This window comes from Algibacter sp. L1A34, from assembly GCF_009796805.1.
GTDB lineage: Bacteria > Bacteroidota > Bacteroidia > Flavobacteriales > Flavobacteriaceae > Algibacter.
The window spans coordinates 1,625,587-1,649,241 of record NZ_CP047029.1 but is presented as its reverse complement, the minus strand read 5'-3'; the positions used below and the strand labels follow the sequence as shown (position 1 = coordinate 1,649,241).

Below are 23,655 nucleotides of genomic sequence, written 5' to 3'. Positions count from 1 at the left end.
AAAATTATAGTTCAAAAAAGCACCTAAAATTTAGGTGCTTTTTTATTTTTGTAACTAATTGAAAATTTTAAACATATGATATCTGCAAACGAATACTTTGATGGCAACGTAAAATCTTTAGCCTATTCATCTGCAACAGGAAAATCGACCATAGGTGTTATGGAAGTTGGAACATACGAATTTGGCACATCTACACACGAAACTATGAGTGTTATTGAAGGTGAAATGGAAGTTAAACTACCAAACGCACCTGAATGGAAAATTTATAAAGCCGGTGCATCTTACTCTATTGATGCTAATGAAAAGTTTCAAGTAAAAGTTAGCGTTCAAACTTCATACTTATGCCAATATGTTTAATTTATTTTAAACGACAATTTAAGACATAAAAAAAAGCTTATATCAATTAGATATAAGCTTTTTTTATAAATATAAATTATTTTGAAATTATATAGAAGCTTTCATAAGCTCTCTATTCATTCTTGCAATACTCTCTAAAGTAATTCCTTTAGGACACTCAACTTCACATGCACCTGTATTAGTACAGTTTCCAAAACCTTCTAAATCCATTTGTGCAACCATGTTTTGTACACGATCTGCAGCTTCTACTTGCCCTTGTGGTAATAAAGCATATTGAGATACTTTAGCGCCCACAAATAACATTGCAGAAGAGTTTTTACAAGTAGCTACACAAGCACCACAACCAATACAAGCCGCTGCATCCATAGCTGCATCTGCTGCATGTTTAGAAATAGGAAGTCCATTAGCATCTTGCGTATTACCAGAAGTATTTACAGAAATAAAACCACCTGATTGTTGAATACGCTCAAAAGCCATTCTATCTACAATTAAATCTTTTATTACAGGAAATGCTGATGCTCTAAATGGCTCTATAGTAATAGTGTCTCCATCGTTAAACATACGCATGTGTAACTGACAAGTAGTAATACCTCTATCAGGACCATGAGCTTCACCATTTATGTATAAAGAACACGCACCACAAATACCTTCTCTACAATCATGATCAAAAGCAACAGGTTCTTCACCAGAATTTACTAATTGTTCATTTAAAACATCCATCATTTCTAAGAAAGACATATGTTCTGAAATATCAGTCACTTTATAGTCTACCATTTGACCCTTTGAACCAGCGTCTTTTTGTCTCCAAATTTTAAGTGTTAAATTCATAATGTCTTTATTATTTGTATGAACGTTGTTTTAGTTCTATATCTTTAAATTCTAATTCTTCTTTATGTAAAACTGCATCTGCAGGTTCTCCTTTATATTCCCAAGCAGATACAAAAGCATAATCTTTATCATTACGTTTCGCCTCTCCTTTTTGCTCACCATCTAACTCTACAGATTCTTCTCTAAAGTGTCCACCGCAAGATTCATTTCTTACTAAAGCATCTTTAGCAAATAACTCTCCTAATTCTAAAAAGTCTGCTACACGACCTGCCTTTTCTAATTCAGCATTCATTTCGCTTGCGCTTCCAGGAACCATTACGTCTTTCCAGAATTCTTCACGAATCGCTTTAATTTCTGCCATAGCTTCTTTTAAATCTTTTTCGTTACGAGACATTCCTACTTTATCCCACATTACTTTACCAAGACGTTTGTGGAAATAATCTACACTTTTAGTTCCTTTGTTATTGATAAAGAAATCTATTTTATCTTTTACTTCTTTTTCTGCTTCATCAAACTCTTTTGTATCCGTAGCAATTTCTCCTGTTCTAATATCATCAGATAAATAATCTCCAATAGTATAAGGTAGAACAAAATAACCATCGGCTAAACCTTGCATTAATGCAGAAGCACCTAATCTGTTTGCACCGTGATCAGAGAAGTTTGCTTCACCAATACAATATAAACCTTCAACAGTAGTCATTAAGTTATAATCAACCCAAACACCACCCATTGTATAGTGTGTTGCTGGATATATCATCATTGGAGTTTCATACGGGTTTTCAGCGATGATTTTTTCATACATCTGAAATAAATTTCCATATTTTTCTTCAATAATTTCTTGTCCTAATTTTACAATTTCTTCTTTAGAAGGATTTTTTATTCCTTTTAATTTAGCTTGTTGTTTTCCATAACGCTGAAAAGCAGAAGCAAAATCTAAATACACAGCTTCTCCTGTTGCATTTACACCATAACCAGCATCACAACGTTCTTTTGCAGCTCTAGAAGCTACATCACGAGGTACCAAGTTACCAAATGCAGGATAACGACGCTCTAAATAATAATCTCTATCCTCTTCCGCAATCTGTACTGGCTTTAATGTACCTTGTTGAATTGCTTTTGCATCTTCTATTTTTGCTGGAACCCAAATTCTACCATCATTACGTAATGACTCTGACATTAACGTCAATTTAGATTGGTAATCTCCAGAACGTGGAATACACGTTGGGTGAATTTGTGTAAAACAAGGATTTGCGAAATACGCTCCTTTTTTATGAATTTTCCAAGCAGCAGTTGCGTTAGAACCCATTGCATTGGTAGATAAGAAATAAACGTTTCCATATCCTCCAGTTGCAATTACAACAGCGTGTGCAGAGTGGCGTTCTATTTCTCCTGTAATTAAATTACGAGCAATAATACCTCTTGCTTTACCATCAACTTTTACAACATCTAACATTTCGTGACGATTGAACATTTCAATTTTACCACGAGCAATTTGGCGGTTCATTGCCGAATAACATCCTAATAATAATTGTTGTCCTGTTTGTCCTTTTGCATAAAAAGTTCTTGAAACTAAAACCCCTCCAAAAGAACGATTATCTAACAAACCACCATAATCACGTGCAAAAGGAACCCCTTGTGCTACACATTGATCAATAATATTTGAAGAAACTTCTGCTAACCTGTAAACATTTGCTTCACGAGAACGGTAATCTCCTCCTTTTACAGTATCGTAAAATAATCTGTAATTAGAATCTCCATCTCCCATGTAATTTTTTGCCGCATTAATCCCTCCTTGAGCTGCAATTGAATGCGCTCTACGAGGAGAATCTTGATAAGCAAAAGCTTTTACATTGTATCCTAATTCTGCTAATGTTGCAGCAGCAGAACCACCTGCTAATCCTGTTCCTACAACAATAATATCAATATGACGTTTATTTGCAGGGTTAACAAGATTAATTTTGTCTTTATAATTTGTCCATTTATCTTTAATTGGACCTTCTGGTACTTTTGAATCTAAAGCCATATATAATAAGATTAATGGTTAAAATAATGAGAAATTGCTACTATTATAAACCCTAATGGTATTATAATAGAATATCCTTTCCCTATACTTTGAAGTGTTTTTTTACGTCCTGCCGTTACTCCCATCGATTGGAATGCAGATGTAAATCCGTGTGCTAAATGCAATCCTAAAAGTACAAATGCTACAACGTAAGCAACAACTCTTGCTGGGTTTTGGAATTTCTCCACCAACTCATGATAATATCTAAAATTACCATCATGCATACCAGACATATCACCTACTACGTATTTAGTGTTTAATTCTGGTATCCAGAAATCAATAAAGTGAAGCACAATAAATGCTAATATAGCAAGACCACTGTAAATCATGTTTCTACTCATCCAAGTAGAATTAGCTGCACCATTGTTTTTTGCATAAGCAACTCCATTCGCCTTTTTGTTTTTCAACTCTAATACAAATCCCATTACAAAGTGAAATACAACTCCAAAAATTAATACAGGCTGCAAAGCAAATTGTATTAAAGGATTGGTTCCCATAAAATGAGACATGTCGTTAAAGACCGTTTCACCAAATAAAGAAGTAATATTTACTGCTAAATGTATTATTAAGAAAAACATGAGGAAGAATGCAGAAAGTGCCATAGCAACTTTTCTTCCAATTGAAGATTTAAAAAATCCGCCCATTATTTTAAATTATTTTAGTTGATAACAAATGTACTATTTAGATACTATTTACTGAAATAAAAATCCCTTTTTTTAACTATTTAGAATCGTTATAACAAAGAGTCCGCAACTCAACACATCTCTTTATTCCACAAGCTTTTACGCCTATAAATTTCTCATATAAACGCATGTTTTCACGATTTATGATAGTCGAAAAGCTACATAAAATTAAGATGATTTTTAATAGGCTTCAATTTAATAATAAAGCCAAATCATCAATGTTATTATAATACTCGAGTTACTAAATTCTTAAAAAGTTTAATAACCCATATCACTTAATTTTTAATTACTCCAATTTTATATTTAACCCATAATCATTTATAAGATTGCCATTATTTCAGCAACAATTATTATAAGTACTAATGAAAAAGGATAAACTGCAGCATAGGCAATTTGTGGCGCTTCAGATTCGGTCATTGAATCTGTAGCACTTAACCCAGGAGTAGATGTCATTCCTCCTGTTAACGCACCTAGTATAGATAAAAAATTAATTTTTAGAATGAAACGCCCTGTAAGCACCGTGGTAATCATTGGAATTAAAGTAATTAAAGCTCCAAAAAGAAACAAAACAGCACCGTGTTCTTGAATAGCAGAAACTAGACTTTGTCCTGCGCTTAAACCTACAGGAGTTAGAAACAATAAAAGCCCTAACTGTCGTAATATTTGGTTTGCAGGACCAGGTAAGTTCCAAATTATTGGTCCTACTTTTCCTTTCCAACTTAAAAATATGGAAGCTAAAAGCACCCCACCGGTAAGACCCAGTTTAAGATGTATACCGCCTAAAGGAATAGCAATAGCTCCAACAATGATGCCTATAACAATTCCGAATGCTACTGGTAAAAAACTAGTTTGCCCAATTCTTTTTAGACTATTTCCAAAGAGCTGCGTAACCGCAGAAACATTACCTACAGAGCAAGAAACCAGAATTTTATCACCATATTTTATTTGAGTTGTTGGGTGCGGGGCCAAATCGATACTTGCTCTTCTAATACGTGTAATTGTAGCCGCATAGTTTTCAAGAAGATTTAATTCTCTAATCGTTTTATTTACAACAGCATCATTACTTACTACATACCATTTAACTTCGAAAGTTTCACTGCGAGGAATTTGTATATCTGTAACTTTCCCTAATAAAACTTCTATCCGTTCTAACGCGTTTACAGTTCCCACGGCTTTAATAATATCTCCCGTTTCCAAAACGGTATCTTTTGTTGGAGAGATAGGAAGTTGATTAGGCTTCATTACACGCGAAATATTAGCCTTTGTCATGAAGCGTATTCTCAACTCTTTAATGGTTTTGCCATTAACATTTTCATTAGAGATAATCAAGTTTTTATTAATTATCATCGGAGTGGAAGAATTCGACATTTCTTCAAAGTTTTTTTCTTCTTTTTTTATGTCTACCCTAAATAAGGCCGGCCCTAATTTCACGAATAAGATAACACCTAAAACACCAAAAGGATACGCAATTCCATAACCAATAGATGCCAAAGAAGAATGAGAAGCCTCAATAGACGCAGCTAAACCTGGCGTAGATGTTAATGCTCCTGTCAATAAACCACTCATCATGTTCATATCTACATCATAGATATAAGAGATACATACCGCCGTAATTCCACCCGTAATTACGGTAATTCCTGCTAGAGCTATTAATTTTATGCCTTGTTCTTTAAAAGAACTAAAAAAGGAAGGTCCTGCTTGCATCCCTATGGTATATATAAACATAACCAGCCCCACACTTTGTATAATAGGAGGAATACTAAAAGTAATGCCATACAGATTGTATAAATAGCCGAAAAAAATCGCAACAAAAATAACAGCTGAAGTATCGAAATTAACCCCTTTTATCTTAACATTTCCAAGAGCAATTCCGAAGCCAATAACTAGAAATAACACAAAGTAGTCTTTAGTGAGTAATTCTAAAAAAAGTTCCATGAGTAATAATATTTATTTTATTGTAATATTATGAAAAATTTAGTTTTATCTACCCAGCAAAAATATAATTTTACTAAAATAAGTTTTATGATAATTGTCACCTAAAACTCTTACTAGCATTGATACTCCTTATATTTACACCTCGCAGACACTATGTATGTTGAACGAATACGTTGTAGTAATTTTTTTAATAAAATTGAATATTTTATTTTTCAATTTTAAGACAAACTACCTTTATAAACTAAAAATAAAACCGAAAATTAAAATGACTTTTATAGCTATTCTCACTAACTAGTTGATTCTCAAAAAGAGACTCTTTATTAAAAATCCGTTATACTAACCAAAGACATAACATTTAACGTTAAATGTGTTTTTAAAAAATTTGCTCTTTATTCCATAATAAGTTGAAGATACATAAAAGTAATCACCTTGAATACTTCGAACATGTTTTAATAATCGTTTTATTTTTCCTTTTGAAGGATTATAATCAAAAAAAACTCATCTTATATTTTCTAAATTTAGAAAATATAAGATGAGTTTAATACATTGAAAAAGTAATTATTAGTCTACAATAAGTTTTTTAGTAATTGAAGCTAAATCGGAACTAATATTTACAAAATAAAGTCCTTTAGAAATTCCAGATAAACTTATAGTTTGAAGTCCTGAAGTCTTAGAAACATCATGTTTAGAAATTAAACGACCATTAACATCGTAAATAATTACAAATTCTAGATTAATTGAAGCTGATTTTTTAATAAAAAATTCTGTTTTGGCAGGGTTTGGATATAAATCAACACCACTTTCTAAAACATCTTCTTCAATTCCTAATAGACATGAATATCCACTCATTAACTGATAACTACAAACAGCATTAGTTGTACTATTGGTTACAATAATATTTGCTGCCTCTTTATTTGAATCACTTAATTCATGATTCGCAATAAAACTTTGTATATTAAAATGCATTGGATCACTTTCATCAATTACATGATCTAGTAATTGAGCATGCCCCAACTCGTGCAATGCCACAGTTTCAAAATCAAATCCAAAAACAAAACCATCCTCAGCATAAAACCAGTCTGTTTTACCATCAAATATTATATCTACTTCAGCAACAACCCAATCAGAAGCATTACAAGAATCATAGTACACAGTTGTTGCTCCTAAATACCCTTCAGGTAAATTAGGGCTAAAAGCTATAACATTTTCAGCATCAAGTCCTGCGCTATTCTGAGTTGTTGTATTAGCACTTACTCCCCAATTAATTCCAGTTTCACAACGCCAAGTATCAAATGCTCTCATAAAAGCCAGATTAGCGCTACTATTACTTGAAAGATCAGTACTCATGCTCCAAGTAAGACCTCCATTTCCGTTTGCCCCATAATATTGAACAGGATAAGCCTTACCAGCATTTTCATTAGTTAATAATGCAAAAGACACTGTTAATACCTCTTCCGATACTGATGAATCATTATTTGAATCAACAATAGTTACAAGCCCAGTTCCTGCCAAAGAAGGTATCTCAACAGTAATTCGTTCATCTGTCCAAGTTAAAACTTGTGAGTCTAAAGCATAAGTAACAGATGCTCCTCCATCACTAGAATTAGCAAATCCAACACCACCTTTTACAGAGCCGAATCCAGTTCCATTTATTGTTAAAACAGTTTTTGTTCCTGCGCTAACTGGTTGATCCGTAAAAGAAATACTAGCAGGAGCTAATACTTTTGCACTTTTTGCTGCTTTGCTTGCTTGTTCTGCAACATTATATTTTAAAACCTCAGAAAAATCAGTTTTAGTTTTAGATAGAATTTCAGTATATAATGTTTCAATACCTTCCCTTTTATTAAATGGATTTATTACAACATCTCTATTTAAATCATATTTATAAAAACCTTGAACACCACTATAAGGTCTAAACCCATTACTAGTAACATTAACATCGCTAGCCAAAGTAAATATACCAACATCATTGGCATTTAAATTTAAACTGGGTGAAACTTTTTGTGACATATTCCCTACTGTACCTCCTGTAGTTATAACTTGTACTATTTCTACTGGATTTCCTTTAAAAATCTTGTAAACCTCAACGGTATTAATAGTATAAATATTAGTTTGATCTGCATTCCAAAAAGATTCTTTTGAAATTACTTTTCCTTCAACAACTAAGCCTGAAGATTCAATTTGCTGACTTAGAGGTATTTCTTTCAGCATAACCTGCGCATTAAAACTAGCCACACCGAATAAGCTAGCTAGTACCGAGAGAAGTACTTTTCGCGTATTTGTTCTTTTCATAATAACAATTTTAGATAATTCAATGAGGATTAATTAATTAGAGGTGCAATTTACCATATTTTGGCTATATCCCAATATTTTTTTTATGCTAACTTATCTTTGAATAAAACATTATTTTTGTATTTTAAATACATATTTTAAATACATCATCATGAAATACCATCAAATAAACGCTAATCTATTCGTAAAAAACAGAAGAAATTTTGCCAATAAAATGACTTCTAAAAGCTTAGCTGTTTTCAATTCGAACGACACTTATCCAATAAGCGCAGATAGCACGATGCCATTTGAACAGCATCGTGATATTTTTTACTTAAGTGGAGTTGACCAAGAAGAAAGTATTTTAGTATTATTTCCTGATTGCCCAAAGGAAAAACACCGAGAAATTCTTTTTTTAAAAGAAACCAATGAGCATATAGCGATTTGGGAAGGCGAAAAACTAACTAAAGAAAAAGCCTTTGAAACAAGTGGCATAAAAACGGTATACTGGTTGCAAGACATGGAAAAAATCATGTTTGAAATCATGACGCAATGTGATACTGTTTACATTAACACCAACGAACATTACCGCGCTAATGTAGAAACAGAAACTCGTGAAGATCGCTTTACAAAATGGATAAAAGATAAATATCCTGCACATAGCGTGGCAAAAAGTAACCCCATTTTACAACGGTTACGCTCTGTAAAAGACCCTATTGAGTTAGATTTAATTCAGCAAGCTTGTGATATTACAGAAAAAGGCTTTCGTAGAATTTTATCCTTTGTTAAACCAGACGTTTGGGAATTCGAAATTGAAGCCGAATTTATGCATGAGTTTTTAAGAAATAGATCGAAAAAATTTGCATATACACCTATTGTCGCTTCGGGAAACAATGCTAATGTACTTCATTACATAGAAAACAATCAACAATGTAAAGCAGGCGATTTAATATTATTAGATGTTGGCGCAGAATACGCGAACTACTCTAGTGACATGACAAGAACAATACCTGTATCTGGTCGTTTTACAGACAGACAAAAAGCAGTTTACAACGCTGTTTTAAATGTTAAAAATGAAGCAACAAAAATGCTTATTCCGGGTACTGACTGGGCTGAATACCACGCTGAAGTTGGAAAAATAATGACAAGCGAACTTTTAAACCTAGGCTTACTTAATAAAGCTGACGTACAAAATGAAGACTCAGAATGGCCTGCTTATAAAAAATATTTTATGCATGGAACAAGTCACCACATGGGGTTAGACACACACGATTATGGTATTTTAACAGAGCCTATGCAAGAAAACATGGTGTTTACCGTAGAACCTGCTATTTATATCCCAAAAGAAGGTTTTGGTATTCGTTTAGAAGATGATGTTGTTATCCAAAAAACAGGAGTACCTTTTAATTTAATGAAAAACATTCCTTTAGAGGCTGATGAAATTGAAGATTTAATGAATTCTTAAATTATAAATTATGATAATAAGTGGCCTTACAACGCTACTTATTATCATAATTATTAAATACACTCTCGTTCGTTCTAAAATAAAAAACTCTTTGGATAATTACAATTGAACCCATACTGAATAAAATAAAACTACTTATAAAAATTCATTTCATCTAAATACTCCCAAACATTTTCTGGCAACATGGGTTTTACATTTTTACCAGTTTTAATACCATTCCTAATAAACGTAGAAGACAACTCCATTACAGGTGCATTAATAACATGTATTTTATCATGACCAGTAAATCGAGTATCTACAGTATCTTTAGAAATACGCGGATACACATAAATATCATGGTTTTCCAAAATAACATCGTAGTTTTTCCATTTATGGAAACTCTTCAAGTTATCTTCCCCCATAATTAAAGAAAACTCATGGTTTGGATATTTTTCTTGAACATGAACTAAAGTGTTTATAGTGTAATTTGGCTGCGGTAAATTAAATTCTATATCACTAGGTTCAAGCTTATCGTAATCTTTAGTAGCTAAATACACCAACTCTAAACGTTGGTAATTATCAAGCAAAGTTGTTTTCTTTTTAAACGGATTATGTGGTGTTACCACAAACCAGACCTGATCTAGATCACTATGTTCCGCCATATGGTTTGCTATCACTAAATGCCCAATATGAATAGGATTAAACGACCCAAAATACAATCCAATCTTCATTGATAACTTATTTTAAGAATTTACAAAGTTGCTTACTAAAGTTTCAGCTTCTTCTAGCGCATGTTCCAATGTATCATTTACAACAATAACATCAAAAAGTGGTGCAGTTGCTAACTCGGCAGACGCCTTGGCTACTCGCATATTTATTTTATCGGCACTTTCGGTTTTACGTTTTTTAAGTCGAATTTTAAGCTCATCGATACTTGGTGGTTTTACAAAAATAGCCAAGGTTTCTTCTGGGAATTTTCGTTTAATTCGTAACCCACCAGAAACATCAATATCAAAAATCACATTTTTACCTTTTGCCCAAATACGTTCCACTTCAGTTTTTAAAGTTCCATAGAAATTATCGCGATAAACCTCTTCCCACTCCAAAAACTCATCATTCTTAATTTTAGATTTGAATTCACTAGTTGAAAGAAAATAATAATCGGTGCCATCGATTTCTGTACCTCTAGCCTCCCGAGATGCTGCCGAGATTGAAAATTCTAAATTCAACTTATCTAAGCCTAATAAATGCCTCACTATAGTTGTTTTACCAGAACCCGAAGGTGCAGAAAACACTATAAGTTTACCTTGTTTTTTATTTGTTGCTGCCATAATCTATAATACTATTTTACTGCCACTGGCAACTGAGCATTGCCACTATGAAACGCGACTTTTTTAAAGCACATTCAATAACTGTTCCTTAATTTTCTCTAGTTCATCTTTCATTTGCACTACCAATTGTTGCATAGGTGCATAATTACTTTTTGAGCCAATTGTGTTTATTTCACGCCCCATTTCCTGACTAATAAACCCTAATTTTTTACCGTTAGATTCTTCCGAATTTATCGATTCTATAAAATAATTTAAGTGATTTTTTAATCGAACTTTTTCTTCAGTAATATCAAATTTCTCAATATAATACACCAATTCTTGTTCAAAACGGTTTTCGTCGTATTTCTCTTTAAGCTCCGCAACACCTTTATGTAAACGTTCTCGAACACCTTCAACACGTTCAGGATCCATTTTAATAACTTGTTCTAAAACAGCATCAATAGAATTTACGCGATTAATAAAATCTTGCTCAAGCACCTTTCCTTCATTTAATCGGTAACTATTTAAATCGACAACAGCAGTATTTATTTCACCTGAAATTGTTTTCCACTCATTTTCGTCAATTTCTTCACGAACCGTATTTAACGCATCGGGGAATTTAACTGCCATTTTCAATAATTCAAGCTCGTTTCCATCAACAACTTGTCGTAACTGCTCCATATATTGTTTAACAACGGGTGTGTTAATTTGGGTTGATGTATCTTCAGCCGTAGCTTCAACGTAAATAGAAAAATCTACTTTACCACGTACCAATTTATCGGCAAGAAGTTTTCGAATAGAAAGCTCCTTTTCTCTATAAATAGAAGGCATTCTCGCATTTAAATCTAAACTTTTACTGTTTAAAGATTTTAGTTCTATTGTTATTTTTTTTGTAGGTAATTGTAATACAGATTTTCCGTAACCCGTCATTGAATAAATCATACACCAAATTATATAAGTTGCGCAAAGGTAATTAAAACCAAACGGATAGGAAACCGTTTATTAAATGTTAAAATAGATTCTTTAATATAAACATAGCAACCTATTGAATATATTATCGATATTTTTGTTTTCCTTAAAAATTTAAAACCAATTAAATGAAACTACACAAACATTACCTTTTAGCGTTCTTTATAATTACTACTGTTTTTGGGTGTAAAAATAAAAACACAGAAGAAATTGAAGTTTCTACAAAAACAGAAGAAATTATAGCTAAAAAAATAATAAATGATAGCATAACCAACAACCCACCAAAAGGTATGGTTTGGATTCCTGGTGGCTCTTTTTTACAAGGTGCTGTGCCGCAAGATCAAGCAGCCATGAAACATGAAAGACCTCAGCACCCAGTATCTGTCGATGGTTTTTTTATGGATATTACCGAAGTTACTAATGCCGAATTTGCTAAATTTATTAAAGCTACCGGTTATGTAACTATGGCGGAACGTGAAATTGATTGGAACGAAATGAAGAAACAACTTCATGAAGGCACTCCAAAACCTCACGATTCTGTTTTACAACCCGGCTCTTTAATGTTTAAAAAAACAAAATCATCGGTTCCTAATCTATACGATTTCTCACAATGGTGGCGCTGGTCTATTGGTACAAACTGGAAACACCCAAGTGGACCAGATAGCAATATAGAAGGTAAAGATAACCATCCTGTTGTACACGTTTGTTATGAAGATACTGAAGCTTACTGCGTTTGGGCAGGACGCCGCTTACCTACAGAAGCCGAATGGGAATTTGCTGCTAGAGCAAACCAAGAAAACGCAACGTATTCTTGGGGCGACGATCTCTCCATTTTATCAAAACAAGCAAATAGCTGGGAAGGCGAATTTCCTGTAAACAACACTTTAAAAGATGGTTTTGAACTCACAGCACCTGTAAAAACATATCCTGCAAATAATTTTGGATTGTACGATATGGCTGGAAATGTTTGGGAAATGACTTCCGATTGGTATAACCTAAATTATTACGACGAACTTGCTGCTTTAAACACCTCTATTGATAACCCAAAAGGTGCCGCTAAAGCATACAACCCAAACGCCCCATACATTCAAGAAAAAATTATTAAAGGTGGTTCTTTTTTATGTAGCGACTCGTATTGTGCAAGCTACAGAGTATCATCCCGCATGGGTACAAGTTTAGATTCTTCTGCAGAGCATGTTGGTTTTAGAACCGTTGCTACTCCAGATATGTTAGTTAAAAAGTAAAAAAATCAACTTAATAAAAATCTTCATTTTAATGCTCTAAAGCTATTAAAATGGAGGTTTTTCGTTTTAGGTAAGTTTCAGAAGATAAAAAACTAGCGCCTCCTATTTGGTAAAAGTGGCGGTGGCTCACCATTAAAAGGGTTCCACCTACTAATACTTTTAGCATCCATACCTGCAGCACTCACAATAGCACGATCTCCATAACGCTGACGCATTTTATCGATAGCTTCGGTTAAATGAATTTGCTTTTCGTTATCTTCAAATAAGTTAACTTGATGACCGCCCTCTACTAAATGGCTAAACTTCACTCCAATTAAACGCACCAACAATCGGCGATTATACAGCTTTCTGTATAAATCTAAAACGACCGGAATAATATTATGATCCATGGCACTGTACGGAATACGCTGTTGTTGGGTATACGTTTGAAAATCGGAATACCTAATTTTAAAAGTAACGCAAGCCGTTAATTTATTACCTCGCCGTAATTGATAAGCCAAATTCTCGGTCATGGCCACAATAATACTTTTTAGTTTAGAAACATCTGTGGTATCTTTATTAAAGGTACGCTCGGTTGAAATGGATTTTCGTTCTTGATATTGCACTACAGGACTAAGATCAATACCATTTGCTTTTTTCCAAATACTTAACCCATTTTTACCAAGTACTTTATGCATTAAATCCATTGGCATCTCTTGCACGGTTTGGATGCGTTTTACACCCAAATCGCAAAGTGATTTATATGTAACCTCGCCAACCATCGGTATTTTCCGAACAGAAAGCGGTGCTAAAAAAGGTTTTTCATTACCCGATAAAATTCTTATTTCATTATTAGGCTTAGCTTCTCCTGTCGCTATTTTAGAAACCGTTTTATTAATAGATAGCCCAAAAGAAATAGGCAGTCCCGTTTCCTTCATAATACGTTGTCGTAATTCCGAAGCTAGTTTATGGCAACCAAAAAACTTATCCATACCTGTTAAGTCGATATAAAATTCGTCGATAGATGATTTCTCATAAACTGGAACACTTTCCTTTATAACATCGGTAACATCTTTAGAAAAATTACTATAAATTCCAGAATTCCCTCGTAAAACAACAGCCTCTGGACAAAGTGATTTTGCCAAACGCATAGGCATTGCAGAATGAATACCAAATTTTCGAGCCTCGTAACTGCAAGACGCCACAACACCACGGTCTGATGTACCACCAATAAGCACAGGCTTTCCTATTAAACGACTATCAAGTAGGCGCTCGCAAGACACAAAAAATGTATCTAAATCCATGTGAACAATAGATCGGTTTTTACTCATTTTGGGGTGATTTATGGACGCAAAGCCATGATGATAATTCTGCATTAAAATTACCATAAAATAAAATACAAACGTCAATTATTTTACTCGAAAACCGAATATAGACTTAAATAAAAAGGCGAAATACGCTACCCGATTGACTGATAATAATTTGAATTTTTCAATAATTACTGCTGCTCTCAGAAGATTAATTATGGCAAAATAATCAAAGATTTATTGTTAATAAATAATTACTACATGCGTGATATATTTCAAACTTCATCTAAAACAATTCTCTCTTTCAAACGAAACAAAATAATTAATTAATTAAGCGTCTCCTGAAAGAGTTTAAATATGCGTCGGTATTCATCGGACCAGCTTGAAGCTTCAATAAACCCATGACTCTCCAATGGAAAAACAGCGAGTTCCCAGTTCTCTTTTTTCAGCTCAATTAATCTTTGAGATAAACGCACCACATCTTGAAAATGAACATTGGTATCAATCATACCATGAAGTATTAATAAGTTCCCTTTTAAACCTTCAGCAAAATACAAAGGCGAACTTTGTTTGTAAGCTTTAGGATCTTCAAAAGGCGTGTTTAAAATAGGTGCTGTATAGCCGTGGTTGTAATGTGCCCAATCTGTGACAGAGCGAAGTGCTGCACCACTTTTAAAAGTATCAGGCGCATTAAACATAGCCATTAAGGTAATAAACCCACCGTAAGATCCGCCGTAAATACCGAGTCTATCTTTATCGATACCTTGATTTTCAATAAGGTATTTAGCCCCATCTACTTGGTCGTCTAAATCCTGCCCACCCATATGGCGGTAAATTGCGGTTCGCCAATCGCGACCATAACCTTTACTAGCTCTATAATCTATAGCCAAAACCGTGTAACCATTATCTACCAAAATATTATGAAACATATATTCTCTAAAATAGCCCGGCCACCAGCGGTGTACATTTTGTAAATAACCTGCGCCATGAACAAATATTACAGCCGCACCATTTTTTTTAGCTTCGGTAGGTTTGTAAAGTGTTGCTGGAACTTTTTCGCCATCGCGAGCAGTGAAGTTTATAATTTCGGAATCTATCCATTTATAAGATTTAAAAGCATCGGTGGTCGATTCTGTTAACTGCGTCATTTTCGCGCCAGCTTTGTTAGACATCACATATAATTCCCAAGGCTTATTGGTGTAAGAATAACGAATCGCCAGCTTAGTTTCATCTGGAGAAATGGTGACTTCATGTCCACCTTGGCGCGATGTAATTTGTAACATTTTACCTCCTTTTGCAGGTAAGTGATAAAAGTGCTGTTCGTGCGGACTCACTTTATTGCTTGTTATAAAAAAGGTTTTATGATCTTTTGATAAGCTAACCTCCTGAATTTCGAATTCTCCTTGAGTTAACGCTTTTATTTTACCAGAATTTATGTTGGCTGTATACAAGTGTGAATAGCCTGTTTTTTCGGACTGAAACCAAACGTTACTTTCATCTATCCAGCCCATTTCGGCACGAGAAAACCAACCGACTCCAGGGCCACCAATCCATGCATCGTCATGCTGTTTATCAATCTGTTTTAAACTTCCATCTTCTAGATTCACCAGCATAATCCAGCGGTCTTTATTATCTTGAGATGTGATATTTACTAATGCTTTTCCATTACCAGAAAACACAGGACTACCTATTTCCACACCTCTCGGGTCATCAAAAGTATCTTTATATTCTGATGGATTTTCAGCATATTCTTTTAAGTATTTTGGTTTGTCTTTAATACCGCTTAGCTCATCGGTTTTAATTTGATAGGCTTCTCCGGTTTTAATATTTAAAATCCAAGATTCGTAGCTATTTGGAGTAACCCCAACTTTAGGTCTAGCATTTAAATTTTCGGTATAACCGCTTTCGGTAACATAACTAGGTACGTTAGTGTTTTTATGTTTTTGAGGAATACTTAAGCTATAAATTACAAAGTTTAAATCGGCAGAAATATCAAAATCAACCAAATTTTTATCTTCTAAAAATATAGGTTTAGGATGATTAGAAACCAATTGTTCGTTTCTATATGTTCTGGCGTCAGTTTCGTTTTTACGCTTTTCGAGGATATTAAAATATTGTAATTGATCGTCTTCTAGCCATTGGTCTTTGGTGCTAAGCTTGGGCTCCTCCTTTTCACTTCCCGCTTTAAAATTAGTGAGTTGCGTGATGCTGCCATCGATAATATCCCATTGAAATAAATTATTATCTCGCTTATAAACAATCGATTTTTCATCACCAGAAAATACAGGATTAGATTCTCGATCAATAGTATTTGTAATTTGTTTTTTAGAATAGTTACTGGTATTCATTAAAAACAAATCGCCATCTTTTTGGTAAACCATCCATTGTCCGTTTTTGGAATATTCACCTAAATTTGATTTTTCCTTAAGCGTTTCAAACGATGATTTACTTATTTTTTTTGATTTAATATCCACTTGATAAGTAGACGGAATGGTATCGTTATCCGGATTCCAACTAAAATAAATAGCTTTACTATTATCTGCCCATTTAACACTTGTTGGTAAATAGCCTACAAAATCTTCACCTTGCATAATTTCATCGATACTAAGAGCCGAATCGTTATTAACCTGCCCGAAAGTAAATGCTGTAAAAGCAAGACATAAAAGTGCTATAAGTTGTTTCATATTGAAATTTTAAGATTTTGAAGTAAACCAATTGTTATGTTACGAATTTAGCGGTTTTAGATTGAAGAATGAAATACCTTTTTAAAGTAGTTTAATGAATTTGCATTGCAATTACATATCGTAGTTTGTTTTTCTGAAAAAACCGTCGTAAAAACTAAATAAAAGGCATTAGCTAAAGGGCTGTTTTTCAGTGTGTTTTTAATGTTAAATATTCTTTAAAGTCAACAATAGCGTGAGGTTTTTATGACTTCGGAATCTTATATTTGAAGTTAACATTTATTTATAAAAATCTTATTTATATGATTAAAAGAGTTTTACTTACACCCTTTCAAAAATTTGTGAAAATTGAAAGTTTCAGTGGTATTCTACTCATGTTTGCTACGCTTCTTGCTTTGGTTTGGGCAAACTCTCCTTATGGAGATAGTTATAGAGAACTTTGGCAATACGATTTAGGAATTGTAACAGAAACTTTTGAGTTTAAGAAGCCTTTAATTTTATGGATTAACGATGGGTTGATGGCTATATTTTTCCTTTTAATTGGGTTAGAAATAAAACGAGAGTTATTAATTGGCGAACTTAATACACCTAAAAAAATAGCCTTTCCGTTGGTTGGTGCTTTAGGAGGTATGTTGGTACCGGTAATCTTCTTTTTAGTTTTAAATCAAAACCCCGAAACCACAAAAGGCTGGGGTATACCCATGGCTACGGACATTGCGTTTTCATTAGCTATTCTAAACGTACTTGGTAAACGCGTGCCTTTAAGTCTTAAAATATTTTTAACCGCATTTGCTATTGTAGATGATATAGGAGCTGTTTTAGTTATTGCAATTTTTTATAGTGGAAACATCAATATCACTTTATTGTTGATTGCACTAGCTATGCTTGCCATTTTATACTTCCTATCTTATAAAGGGATTTATTCTAAATTTATCATGTTTTTCTTCGGAATTGTTATTTGGTTTTTATTCTTAAAATCTGGTATTCACCCAACCATAGCCGGTATTTTATTAGCTTTTTCCGTACCAATTAGACAAAAAATTGATACTTCTAAATTTTTAGTAGAACTAGAAAATGTATATAATAATATTAGAACCGCTAGTGTGTTAAAAAACCCCATTCTCTCGCATGAGCAAATTGGCCATGTAGATAATTTAAACGATTGGTCGGCTAAATTTCAATCGCCATTACAGTATTTAGAGCATAGCTTACACGGCTGGGTGGCCTATTTTATCATTCCTGTTTTTGCGCTTGCCAACGCAGGTGTGTTAATTTCTGGTTCGGATAATTTAGATATCGCTTTAGTCATTAATATAATAATATGTTTAGTTTTAGGAAAAGCTATAGGAATTACTTCTATTGTATTTATTGCTCAAAAATTAAAATGGATAGAAGTACCTAGCGATATTAGTTTCAAACAAATTATAGGCGTTGCTTTTTTAGCTGGTATTGGTTTCACAATGGCGATATTTATTGCTAGTTTGGCATTTTTTTCAACGCCAGAATTTATCGATTCTGCTAAAATAGGCATCCTTATTGGGTCTTTTATTTCCGCAATTATTGGGTATCTCATACTTCGTGTGGGATCTAGTAAAACATCCAAAAATTAGCCTATTCTTCTTTTAAATTTAAAAAAAGTCTACGGGCTTTTTTATTTAACAATAAATTAACTTCGATTAGTTCGGTTTGTTCCGAACTAAAAAATATATTTGCAGAGAATTTTCTGAAAATAAATAATTCGTTTTCAGAAAATAGAAACAAAATAATTAAAAATGAAAAATAATATCTGTCAAAAAAAAATGGGCTTAGTTGAGAAACTAGGGGTGCATTTAGAAGCCAGAGAGCAATTAGCCCCAGTTGCTGCACGTATATTGGCGTACATAATTCTTACGGGAAAAAGAGGTGCCACTTTCGAAGATATGGTATCCATTCTTTGTGCTAGTAAAAGCACGATTTCAACCCATCTTAATCATTTACAAGATTTAAATAAAATTGAATATTTCACAAAAACGGGCGATCGTAAAAAGTATTTCATAATCAATAAAAACACCATTATCCAACATGTGGATAGAATGATAAGCCACTGGGACCAAGAGCGCGCTATTCATTTAGAAATTAAAGATTATAAAGAAACTCAAAATGAGATAAAAATTGAAAACAACGACGAGAAGTTCGATTTAACATTTCACAACGATTACGTCAAATTTGTAGATGAAGCTACAGCTTCAGTTAAAGAATTAAGAGATAAATTAATAAACAACCAATTCCATATTTAAAGTTAACAACAATGAAAAAGAATAACTTATACTCCATATTAACGCTAAGTCTTATTTTAGTCGTTTTTAGCTGCGGCAATAAAACCGAACAAGCCGCCGCAACTCAACAAGCTCCTCCTCCCGCTTTTCCTGTAACTGCAATACAGCAAAAAACAGTTACTGGCTACCAAGAATACCCAACAAACATTGAAGGTATTGTAAATAGTGATGTTAGAGCTAAGGTTTCTGGATATATACAAAACGTATTAGTAGATGAAGGTCAAAAAGTACGCAAAGGGCAAGCTTTATTTAGATTAGAAACACAGTCTTTAAGTCAAGATGCGGGTGCAGCAAAAGCACGTGTTAATGTGGCACAAGTTGAAGTTGATAAATTAATTCCTCTTGTAGAGAAAAATATAATTAGTGCGGTACAACTAGAAACTGCAAAAGCTAATTTAGCACAAGCCAAAGCCACTTTAAGTGGAGTTTCGGCTAATATTGGTTATGCCACTATTAAAAGCCCTGTAGACGGTTATGTTGGTGCCATTAACTTTAGAGAAGGTGCATTAATTAGCCCTAGCGACAGCAGCCCATTAACAACGGTTAGTGATATTAGCCAAGTTTATGCCTTTTTTAGTTTTAATGAAGCACAATACATAGACCACTTACAAAGGTTTGAAGGACAAAACAAAGCAGAGCGTATTAAAAACTCACCAGATCTAAGTTTAGTTTTAGCTAATGGAAAAATTTATTCTGAAACTGGACGTATTCAAACCAGTACAGGTCAAATTAACGAAAGTACAGGGACTATAAAAATTAGAGCTGCTTTTGATAATCCAAACGAGATTTTAACCAATGGTAACAGTGGTAAAATTAGACTTCCAATAGAATACAAAGACGCTATTGTGGTACCACAATCAGCAACGTTTGAACAGCAAAAAGATATCATGGTTTTTACTGTTGATCAAGATAATAAAGTAAAATCTAATATTATAAAAGTACAAGGTACTGTAGGTAACTTATATGTTGTAAAATCTGGACTTAAAGTAGGTGATAAACTTATTGTTTCTGGAGTAGGAAAATTAAGAGCAGGAATGCCTATTACTCCACAAGACACACCTTTTGAGGAGGCTATTAAGCCCGTAGCTGTATTATTTAAAAATTAGAAAACCATAAACTTATTTAGTTATGTTAAAAACATTTATTGAAAGACCGGTTCTTTCAACGGTAATTTCTATTATCATAGTAGTACTTGGTGTTATTAGTATATCGAGTCTGCCTATAGAAGAGTATCCAGATATTGCACCACCAACAATTAAAGTAACGGCATCTTATGCAGGAGCCAATGCAGAAACTGTTTTAGAGAGTGTAATTATACCTATAGAAGAACAAATTAATGGTGTGGAAGGTATGAGTTACATTACCTCTACAGCATCTAATACAGGTACAGCAGAAATCACCGTTTACTTTAATCAAGAAGTAGATGCAGATATTGCTGCAGTTAACGTTCAAAACCGTGTGTCACGTGCAAGTGCTTTATTACCTCAAGAGGTTATTCAAACTGGTGTAATAACACAAAAGCAAGAAACGAGTGCTTTAATGTTTATTTCAATGTATTCTGAAAATGAAGATTATGACGCTACATTTATTCAGAATTACTTAAAAATAAACGTAGTACCTGCTATGCAACGTATTAGTGGTGTTGGAGATGTTAGTTTATTCTCCCAACAAGATTATGCTATGCGTATTTGGTTAAAACCTGACAAACTAGCAACCTATGGTTTAATACCTTCAGATATTACAGCAGCATTAGCAGAACAAAATTTAGAAGCAGCTGCAGGTTCTTTAGGTCAGAATAATGGTGAAGCGTTTTCATACACATTAACTTATGGAGGACGTTTTAAAAATGAACAACAATATGCAGACATCGTTATTAAAGCCTTAGGTGATGGAGAGTTTCTACGTCTAAACGATGTGGCAACTATAGAGTTAGACGCACAATCTTATGCAGCTAACGCTATGAGTATGGGTAATCCAGCGGTTTTTATGGGTATTTTCCAAACCAAAGGATCGAATGCAAGAGAAATTATTGAAAACATTAAAGTGACTTTAGAGTCGGTTAAAAAGGACCTTCCAGAAGGATTAGACGTTTTTGTACCTTACGATACGAGTTTATTCTTAAATGCTTCTATCGAAAAGGTAATTAGTACTTTATTAGAAGCCTTCTTATTGGTGTTCTTAGTAGTGTTTATCTTCTTGCAAGATTTTAGATCTACATTAATTCCAGCAATTGCCGTTCCGGTTTCTATTATTGGTACGTTCTTTTTCTTGAATATTTTCGGGTATTCAATTAACTTGTTAACGTTATTCGCGCTAGTACTTGCCATTGGTATTGTAGTAGATGATGCTATTGTGGTTGTGGAAGCTGTACATGCTAAATTAGACCAAGGCGAAAAGAACCCTAAAAAGGCGACGCTTACTGCCATGAACGAAATATCTGGAGCTATTATATCTATTACTTTGGTAATGGCAGCGGTATTTATTCCGGTAACGTTTGTAACTGGTCCTACAGGTGTATTTTACGAGCAATTTGGTGTTACTTTAATTATTGCTATTTTAATTTCAGCAGTAAACGCATTGACTTTAAGTCCGGCATTATGTGCCTTATTATTAAAGGCACATAAAGATGATGAAGAGCTAAAAGGAAAGAGTCCATTAAAGCGTTTTTATAAACTTTTTAATCGTGGTTTTAATGCTACAATTGACCGATATGGGAAATCACTTCATTTTTTATACAAAGTAAAATGGGTATCGCCTTTATTATTAATTTTAGCTGTTGCTGGAATCTTTTGGGCATCTAACACAACACCTACTGGATTTGTACCAAATGAAGATAGAGGTATTATTTTCGCAAATATTGCATTACCAGAAGGTTCTTCTTTAGATAGAACAGATGCTGTTTCTAGAGATTTATACGGTAAAATAAAAGATATTGAAGGTATTGTTGCCGTAAACTTTATTAAAGGTAGAAGTTTAATTAACGGAACAGGTAGTAATTATGGTTTTGGTATTATAAAATTAGCAGATTGGGCCGACCGTGAAGATGTTTCAACTTCCGTACAAGCCATTACAGGTAAGTTATTTGGAGTTGCTGCAGGAATAAAAGATGCAAATATTATTTTCTTTTCACCACCAAGTATTCGTGGTTTTGGTAATTCAGCTGGTTTTGAGGTGAATTTATTAGATAAGTTTGGTGGCGAGTTTTCAGACTTAGATAAAGCGAATAAAGATTTCGCGATGGCTTTAATGGCACATCCAGAAATTAAATACGCACAATCCTCTTTCAGTACAAACTATCCACAGTACGAAATGGAAGTTAATGTACCGTTAGCAAAAGAAAAAGGTGTACCGATTAACAGCATATTCTCAACATTACAAGGTTATATTGGTGGAATTTACGCTTCAGATTTCTCTCGATTTGGGAAACAATTTAGAGTGTATATTCAAGCTTTGCCAGACGACAGAGCAAATGTAGATGATTTAAATAGCATGTATGTACGTACAGATTCTGGTGAAATGACGCCAATTACACAGTTTGTAAAATTAGAGCGTGTTTATGGACCACAATCGGTAACACGTTTTAACTTATTTAATTCTACATCTATAACTGGTGCTACAAACGCAGGTTTTAGTACGGGTGATGCGATTAGAGTTATTGAGGAAGAAGTAGCGAAGTTACCAAACAATTATACCGTTGCTTATTCTGGTTTAACACGAGAAGAAGTAAGTGCAGGTAACCAAACTATATTCATTTTCGCATTAAGTATTCTATTTGTTTACTTCTTGTTAAGTGCGCAGTACGAAAGTTACCTATTACCGTTTGCCGTAGTGTTATCACTACCATTTGGGGTATTTGGAGCCTATATTAGTACTAAGTTCTTTGGCTTAGAAAATAATATTTATTTCCAAATTGCCTTAATCATGCTTATTGGTCTACTCGCCAAAAACGCCATACTTATTGTAGAGTTCGCTCTACAAAGACGTAAAAACGGAGAAAGCATTGTAGATGCAGCAATCCATGGTGCAAAAGCACGTTTACGTCCAATTTTAATGACATCGTTTGCCTTTATTCTAGGTTTAATGCCATTAGTATTAGCAAAAGGTGTTGGAGCAGAAGGAAATAACTCTATCGGTACAGGTGCCGCAGGAGGAATGTTAATCGGAACCATGTTAGGAGTATTCGTAATTCCTATTCTATTTATATTATTTCAATGGTTACAAGAAAAAGTTTCTAGTAAACCAGCAGTACAAACAATTGAAGAATAAAAAC

At 33.7% G+C, this 23,655-nt stretch carries 17 protein-coding genes; 7 read left to right on the top strand and 10 right to left on the bottom strand.

Annotated elements, in window-relative coordinates; translation table 11 throughout:
• The first annotated feature begins 75 nt into the window (after positions 1-75).
• A complete protein-coding gene (locus GQR97_RS07055; protein WP_158846855.1) occupies positions 76-357 on the top strand; it encodes a pyrimidine/purine nucleoside phosphorylase in 282 nt (93 codons plus the stop codon).
• Between the two features lie 87 nt (positions 358-444).
• Here the strand turns inward: GQR97_RS07055 and GQR97_RS07050 are convergent, their stop codons facing one another.
• The 5 genes from GQR97_RS07050 to GQR97_RS07030 all read right to left on the bottom strand — a co-directional run bounded on the left by GQR97_RS07050 (position 445) and on the right by GQR97_RS07030 (position 8,157).
• The gene (locus tag GQR97_RS07050; RefSeq protein ID WP_158846853.1) at positions 445-1,185 is read right to left on the bottom strand and encodes a succinate dehydrogenase/fumarate reductase iron-sulfur subunit; all 741 of its coding nucleotides are present in this window, start codon (positions 1,183-1,185) and stop codon (positions 445-447) included.
• 10 nt (positions 1,186-1,195) lie between these two features.
• Positions 1,196-3,208: a fumarate reductase/succinate dehydrogenase flavoprotein subunit gene (locus tag GQR97_RS07045; protein ID WP_158846851.1), complete on the bottom strand. Its 2,013-nt coding sequence runs from the start codon at positions 3,206-3,208 to the stop codon at positions 1,196-1,198.
• A gap of 11 nt (positions 3,209-3,219) precedes the next feature.
• Positions 3,220-3,891: a succinate dehydrogenase cytochrome b subunit gene (locus tag GQR97_RS07040; protein ID WP_158846849.1), complete on the bottom strand. Its 672-nt coding sequence runs from the start codon at positions 3,889-3,891 to the stop codon at positions 3,220-3,222.
• 357 nt (positions 3,892-4,248) lie between these two features.
• Positions 4,249-5,865 (bottom strand): aspartate:alanine exchanger family transporter, encoded by a 1,617-nt coding sequence (locus GQR97_RS07035; RefSeq protein ID WP_158846847.1) that lies wholly within the window; start codon positions 5,863-5,865, stop codon positions 4,249-4,251.
• Positions 5,866-6,426: 561 nt separating this feature from the next.
• Entirely contained in the window at positions 6,427-8,157 is a 1,731-nt protein-coding gene (locus tag GQR97_RS07030; protein ID WP_158846845.1) for a T9SS type A sorting domain-containing protein, read from the bottom strand.
• Between the two features lie 151 nt (positions 8,158-8,308).
• On the opposite strand from GQR97_RS07030, the gene GQR97_RS07025 reads away from it, so the two are divergent.
• Positions 8,309-9,601, top strand: a complete 1,293-nt coding sequence (locus GQR97_RS07025) for an aminopeptidase P family protein (protein ID WP_158846843.1) — start codon at positions 8,309-8,311, stop codon at positions 9,599-9,601.
• A gap of 131 nt (positions 9,602-9,732) precedes the next feature.
• On the opposite strand, the gene nadD is transcribed toward GQR97_RS07025, so the two are convergent.
• The 3 genes from nadD to GQR97_RS07010 all read right to left on the bottom strand — a co-directional run bounded on the left by nadD (position 9,733) and on the right by GQR97_RS07010 (position 11,832).
• The gene (gene nadD, locus GQR97_RS07020; RefSeq protein WP_158846841.1) at positions 9,733-10,311 is read right to left on the bottom strand and encodes a nicotinate (nicotinamide) nucleotide adenylyltransferase; all 579 of its coding nucleotides are present in this window, start codon (positions 10,309-10,311) and stop codon (positions 9,733-9,735) included.
• A 12-nt stretch (positions 10,312-10,323) separates the two neighbouring features.
• Positions 10,324-10,911, bottom strand: coding sequence for a guanylate kinase (gmk, locus tag GQR97_RS07015; protein ID WP_158846839.1), 588 nt, complete (start codon positions 10,909-10,911; stop codon positions 10,324-10,326).
• Positions 10,912-10,974: 63 nt separating this feature from the next.
• Complete coding sequence (locus tag GQR97_RS07010) at positions 10,975-11,832, bottom strand: YicC/YloC family endoribonuclease (RefSeq protein ID WP_158846837.1); 858 nt, start codon at positions 11,830-11,832, stop codon at positions 10,975-10,977.
• A gap of 155 nt (positions 11,833-11,987) precedes the next feature.
• On the opposite strand from GQR97_RS07010, the gene GQR97_RS07005 reads away from it, so the two are divergent.
• Positions 11,988-13,103 (top strand): formylglycine-generating enzyme family protein, encoded by a 1,116-nt coding sequence (locus GQR97_RS07005; RefSeq protein WP_158846835.1) that lies wholly within the window; start codon positions 11,988-11,990, stop codon positions 13,101-13,103.
• A 92-nt stretch (positions 13,104-13,195) separates the two neighbouring features.
• Here the strand turns inward: GQR97_RS07005 and dinB are convergent, their stop codons facing one another.
• Both dinB and GQR97_RS06995 read right to left on the bottom strand, forming a co-directional pair.
• Complete coding sequence (gene dinB / locus GQR97_RS07000; protein ID WP_158846825.1) at positions 13,196-14,413, bottom strand: DNA polymerase IV; 1,218 nt, start codon at positions 14,411-14,413, stop codon at positions 13,196-13,198.
• A gap of 302 nt (positions 14,414-14,715) precedes the next feature.
• Positions 14,716-17,073: a S9 family peptidase gene (locus tag GQR97_RS06995; RefSeq protein WP_199269915.1), complete on the bottom strand. Its 2,358-nt coding sequence runs from the start codon at positions 17,071-17,073 to the stop codon at positions 14,716-14,718.
• A 299-nt stretch (positions 17,074-17,372) separates the two neighbouring features.
• Here GQR97_RS06995 and nhaA point away from each other — a divergent pair, with 299 nt between their 5' ends.
• From nhaA to GQR97_RS06975, 4 genes are all read left to right on the top strand, one after another.
• A complete protein-coding gene (gene nhaA, locus GQR97_RS06990; RefSeq protein ID WP_158846823.1) occupies positions 17,373-18,680 on the top strand; it encodes a Na+/H+ antiporter NhaA in 1,308 nt (435 codons plus the stop codon).
• A 162-nt stretch (positions 18,681-18,842) separates the two neighbouring features.
• Entirely contained in the window at positions 18,843-19,346 is a 504-nt protein-coding gene (locus GQR97_RS06985; RefSeq protein WP_158846821.1) for a GbsR/MarR family transcriptional regulator, read from the top strand.
• An 11-nt stretch (positions 19,347-19,357) separates the two neighbouring features.
• Positions 19,358-20,491: an efflux RND transporter periplasmic adaptor subunit gene (locus GQR97_RS06980; protein ID WP_158846819.1), complete on the top strand. Its 1,134-nt coding sequence runs from the start codon at positions 19,358-19,360 to the stop codon at positions 20,489-20,491.
• 22 nt (positions 20,492-20,513) lie between these two features.
• A complete protein-coding gene (locus GQR97_RS06975; protein WP_158846817.1) occupies positions 20,514-23,651 on the top strand; it encodes an efflux RND transporter permease subunit in 3,138 nt (1,045 codons plus the stop codon).
• Positions 23,652-23,655: the final 4 nt, after the last annotated feature.

Bases quoted from the DNA above. Each gene is read 5' to 3' on its own strand.
- GQR97_RS07010 (WP_158846837.1), bottom strand. From the start codon at position 11,832: ATGATTTATTCAATGACGGGTTACGGAAAATCTGTATTACAATTACCT.
- GQR97_RS06980 (WP_158846819.1), top strand. From the start codon at position 19,358: ATGAAAAAGAATAACTTATACTCCATATTAACGCTAAGTCTTATTTTA.
- GQR97_RS06995 (WP_199269915.1), bottom strand. From the start codon at position 17,073: ATGAAACAACTTATAGCACTTTTATGTCTTGCTTTTACAGCATTTACT.
- GQR97_RS07050 (WP_158846853.1), bottom strand. From the start codon at position 1,185: ATGAATTTAACACTTAAAATTTGGAGACAAAAAGACGCTGGTTCAAAG.
- GQR97_RS06985 (WP_158846821.1), top strand. From the start codon at position 18,843: ATGAAAAATAATATCTGTCAAAAAAAAATGGGCTTAGTTGAGAAACTA.
- GQR97_RS06975 (WP_158846817.1), top strand. From the start codon at position 20,514: ATGTTAAAAACATTTATTGAAAGACCGGTTCTTTCAACGGTAATTTCT.
- dinB (WP_158846825.1), bottom strand. From the start codon at position 14,413: ATGAGTAAAAACCGATCTATTGTTCACATGGATTTAGATACATTTTTT.
- GQR97_RS07005 (WP_158846835.1), top strand. From the start codon at position 11,988: ATGAAACTACACAAACATTACCTTTTAGCGTTCTTTATAATTACTACT.
- GQR97_RS07025 (WP_158846843.1), top strand. From the start codon at position 8,309: ATGAAATACCATCAAATAAACGCTAATCTATTCGTAAAAAACAGAAGA.
- GQR97_RS07035 (WP_158846847.1), bottom strand. From the start codon at position 5,865: ATGGAACTTTTTTTAGAATTACTCACTAAAGACTACTTTGTGTTATTT.
- GQR97_RS07045 (WP_158846851.1), bottom strand. From the start codon at position 3,208: ATGGCTTTAGATTCAAAAGTACCAGAAGGTCCAATTAAAGATAAATGG.
- nhaA (WP_158846823.1), top strand. From the start codon at position 17,373: ATGATTAAAAGAGTTTTACTTACACCCTTTCAAAAATTTGTGAAAATT.
- nadD (WP_158846841.1), bottom strand. From the start codon at position 10,311: ATGAAGATTGGATTGTATTTTGGGTCGTTTAATCCTATTCATATTGGG.
- GQR97_RS07040 (WP_158846849.1), bottom strand. From the start codon at position 3,891: ATGGGCGGATTTTTTAAATCTTCAATTGGAAGAAAAGTTGCTATGGCA.
- GQR97_RS07030 (WP_158846845.1), bottom strand. From the start codon at position 8,157: ATGAAAAGAACAAATACGCGAAAAGTACTTCTCTCGGTACTAGCTAGC.
- gmk (WP_158846839.1), bottom strand. From the start codon at position 10,911: ATGGCAGCAACAAATAAAAAACAAGGTAAACTTATAGTGTTTTCTGCA.
- GQR97_RS07055 (WP_158846855.1), top strand. From the start codon at position 76: ATGATATCTGCAAACGAATACTTTGATGGCAACGTAAAATCTTTAGCC.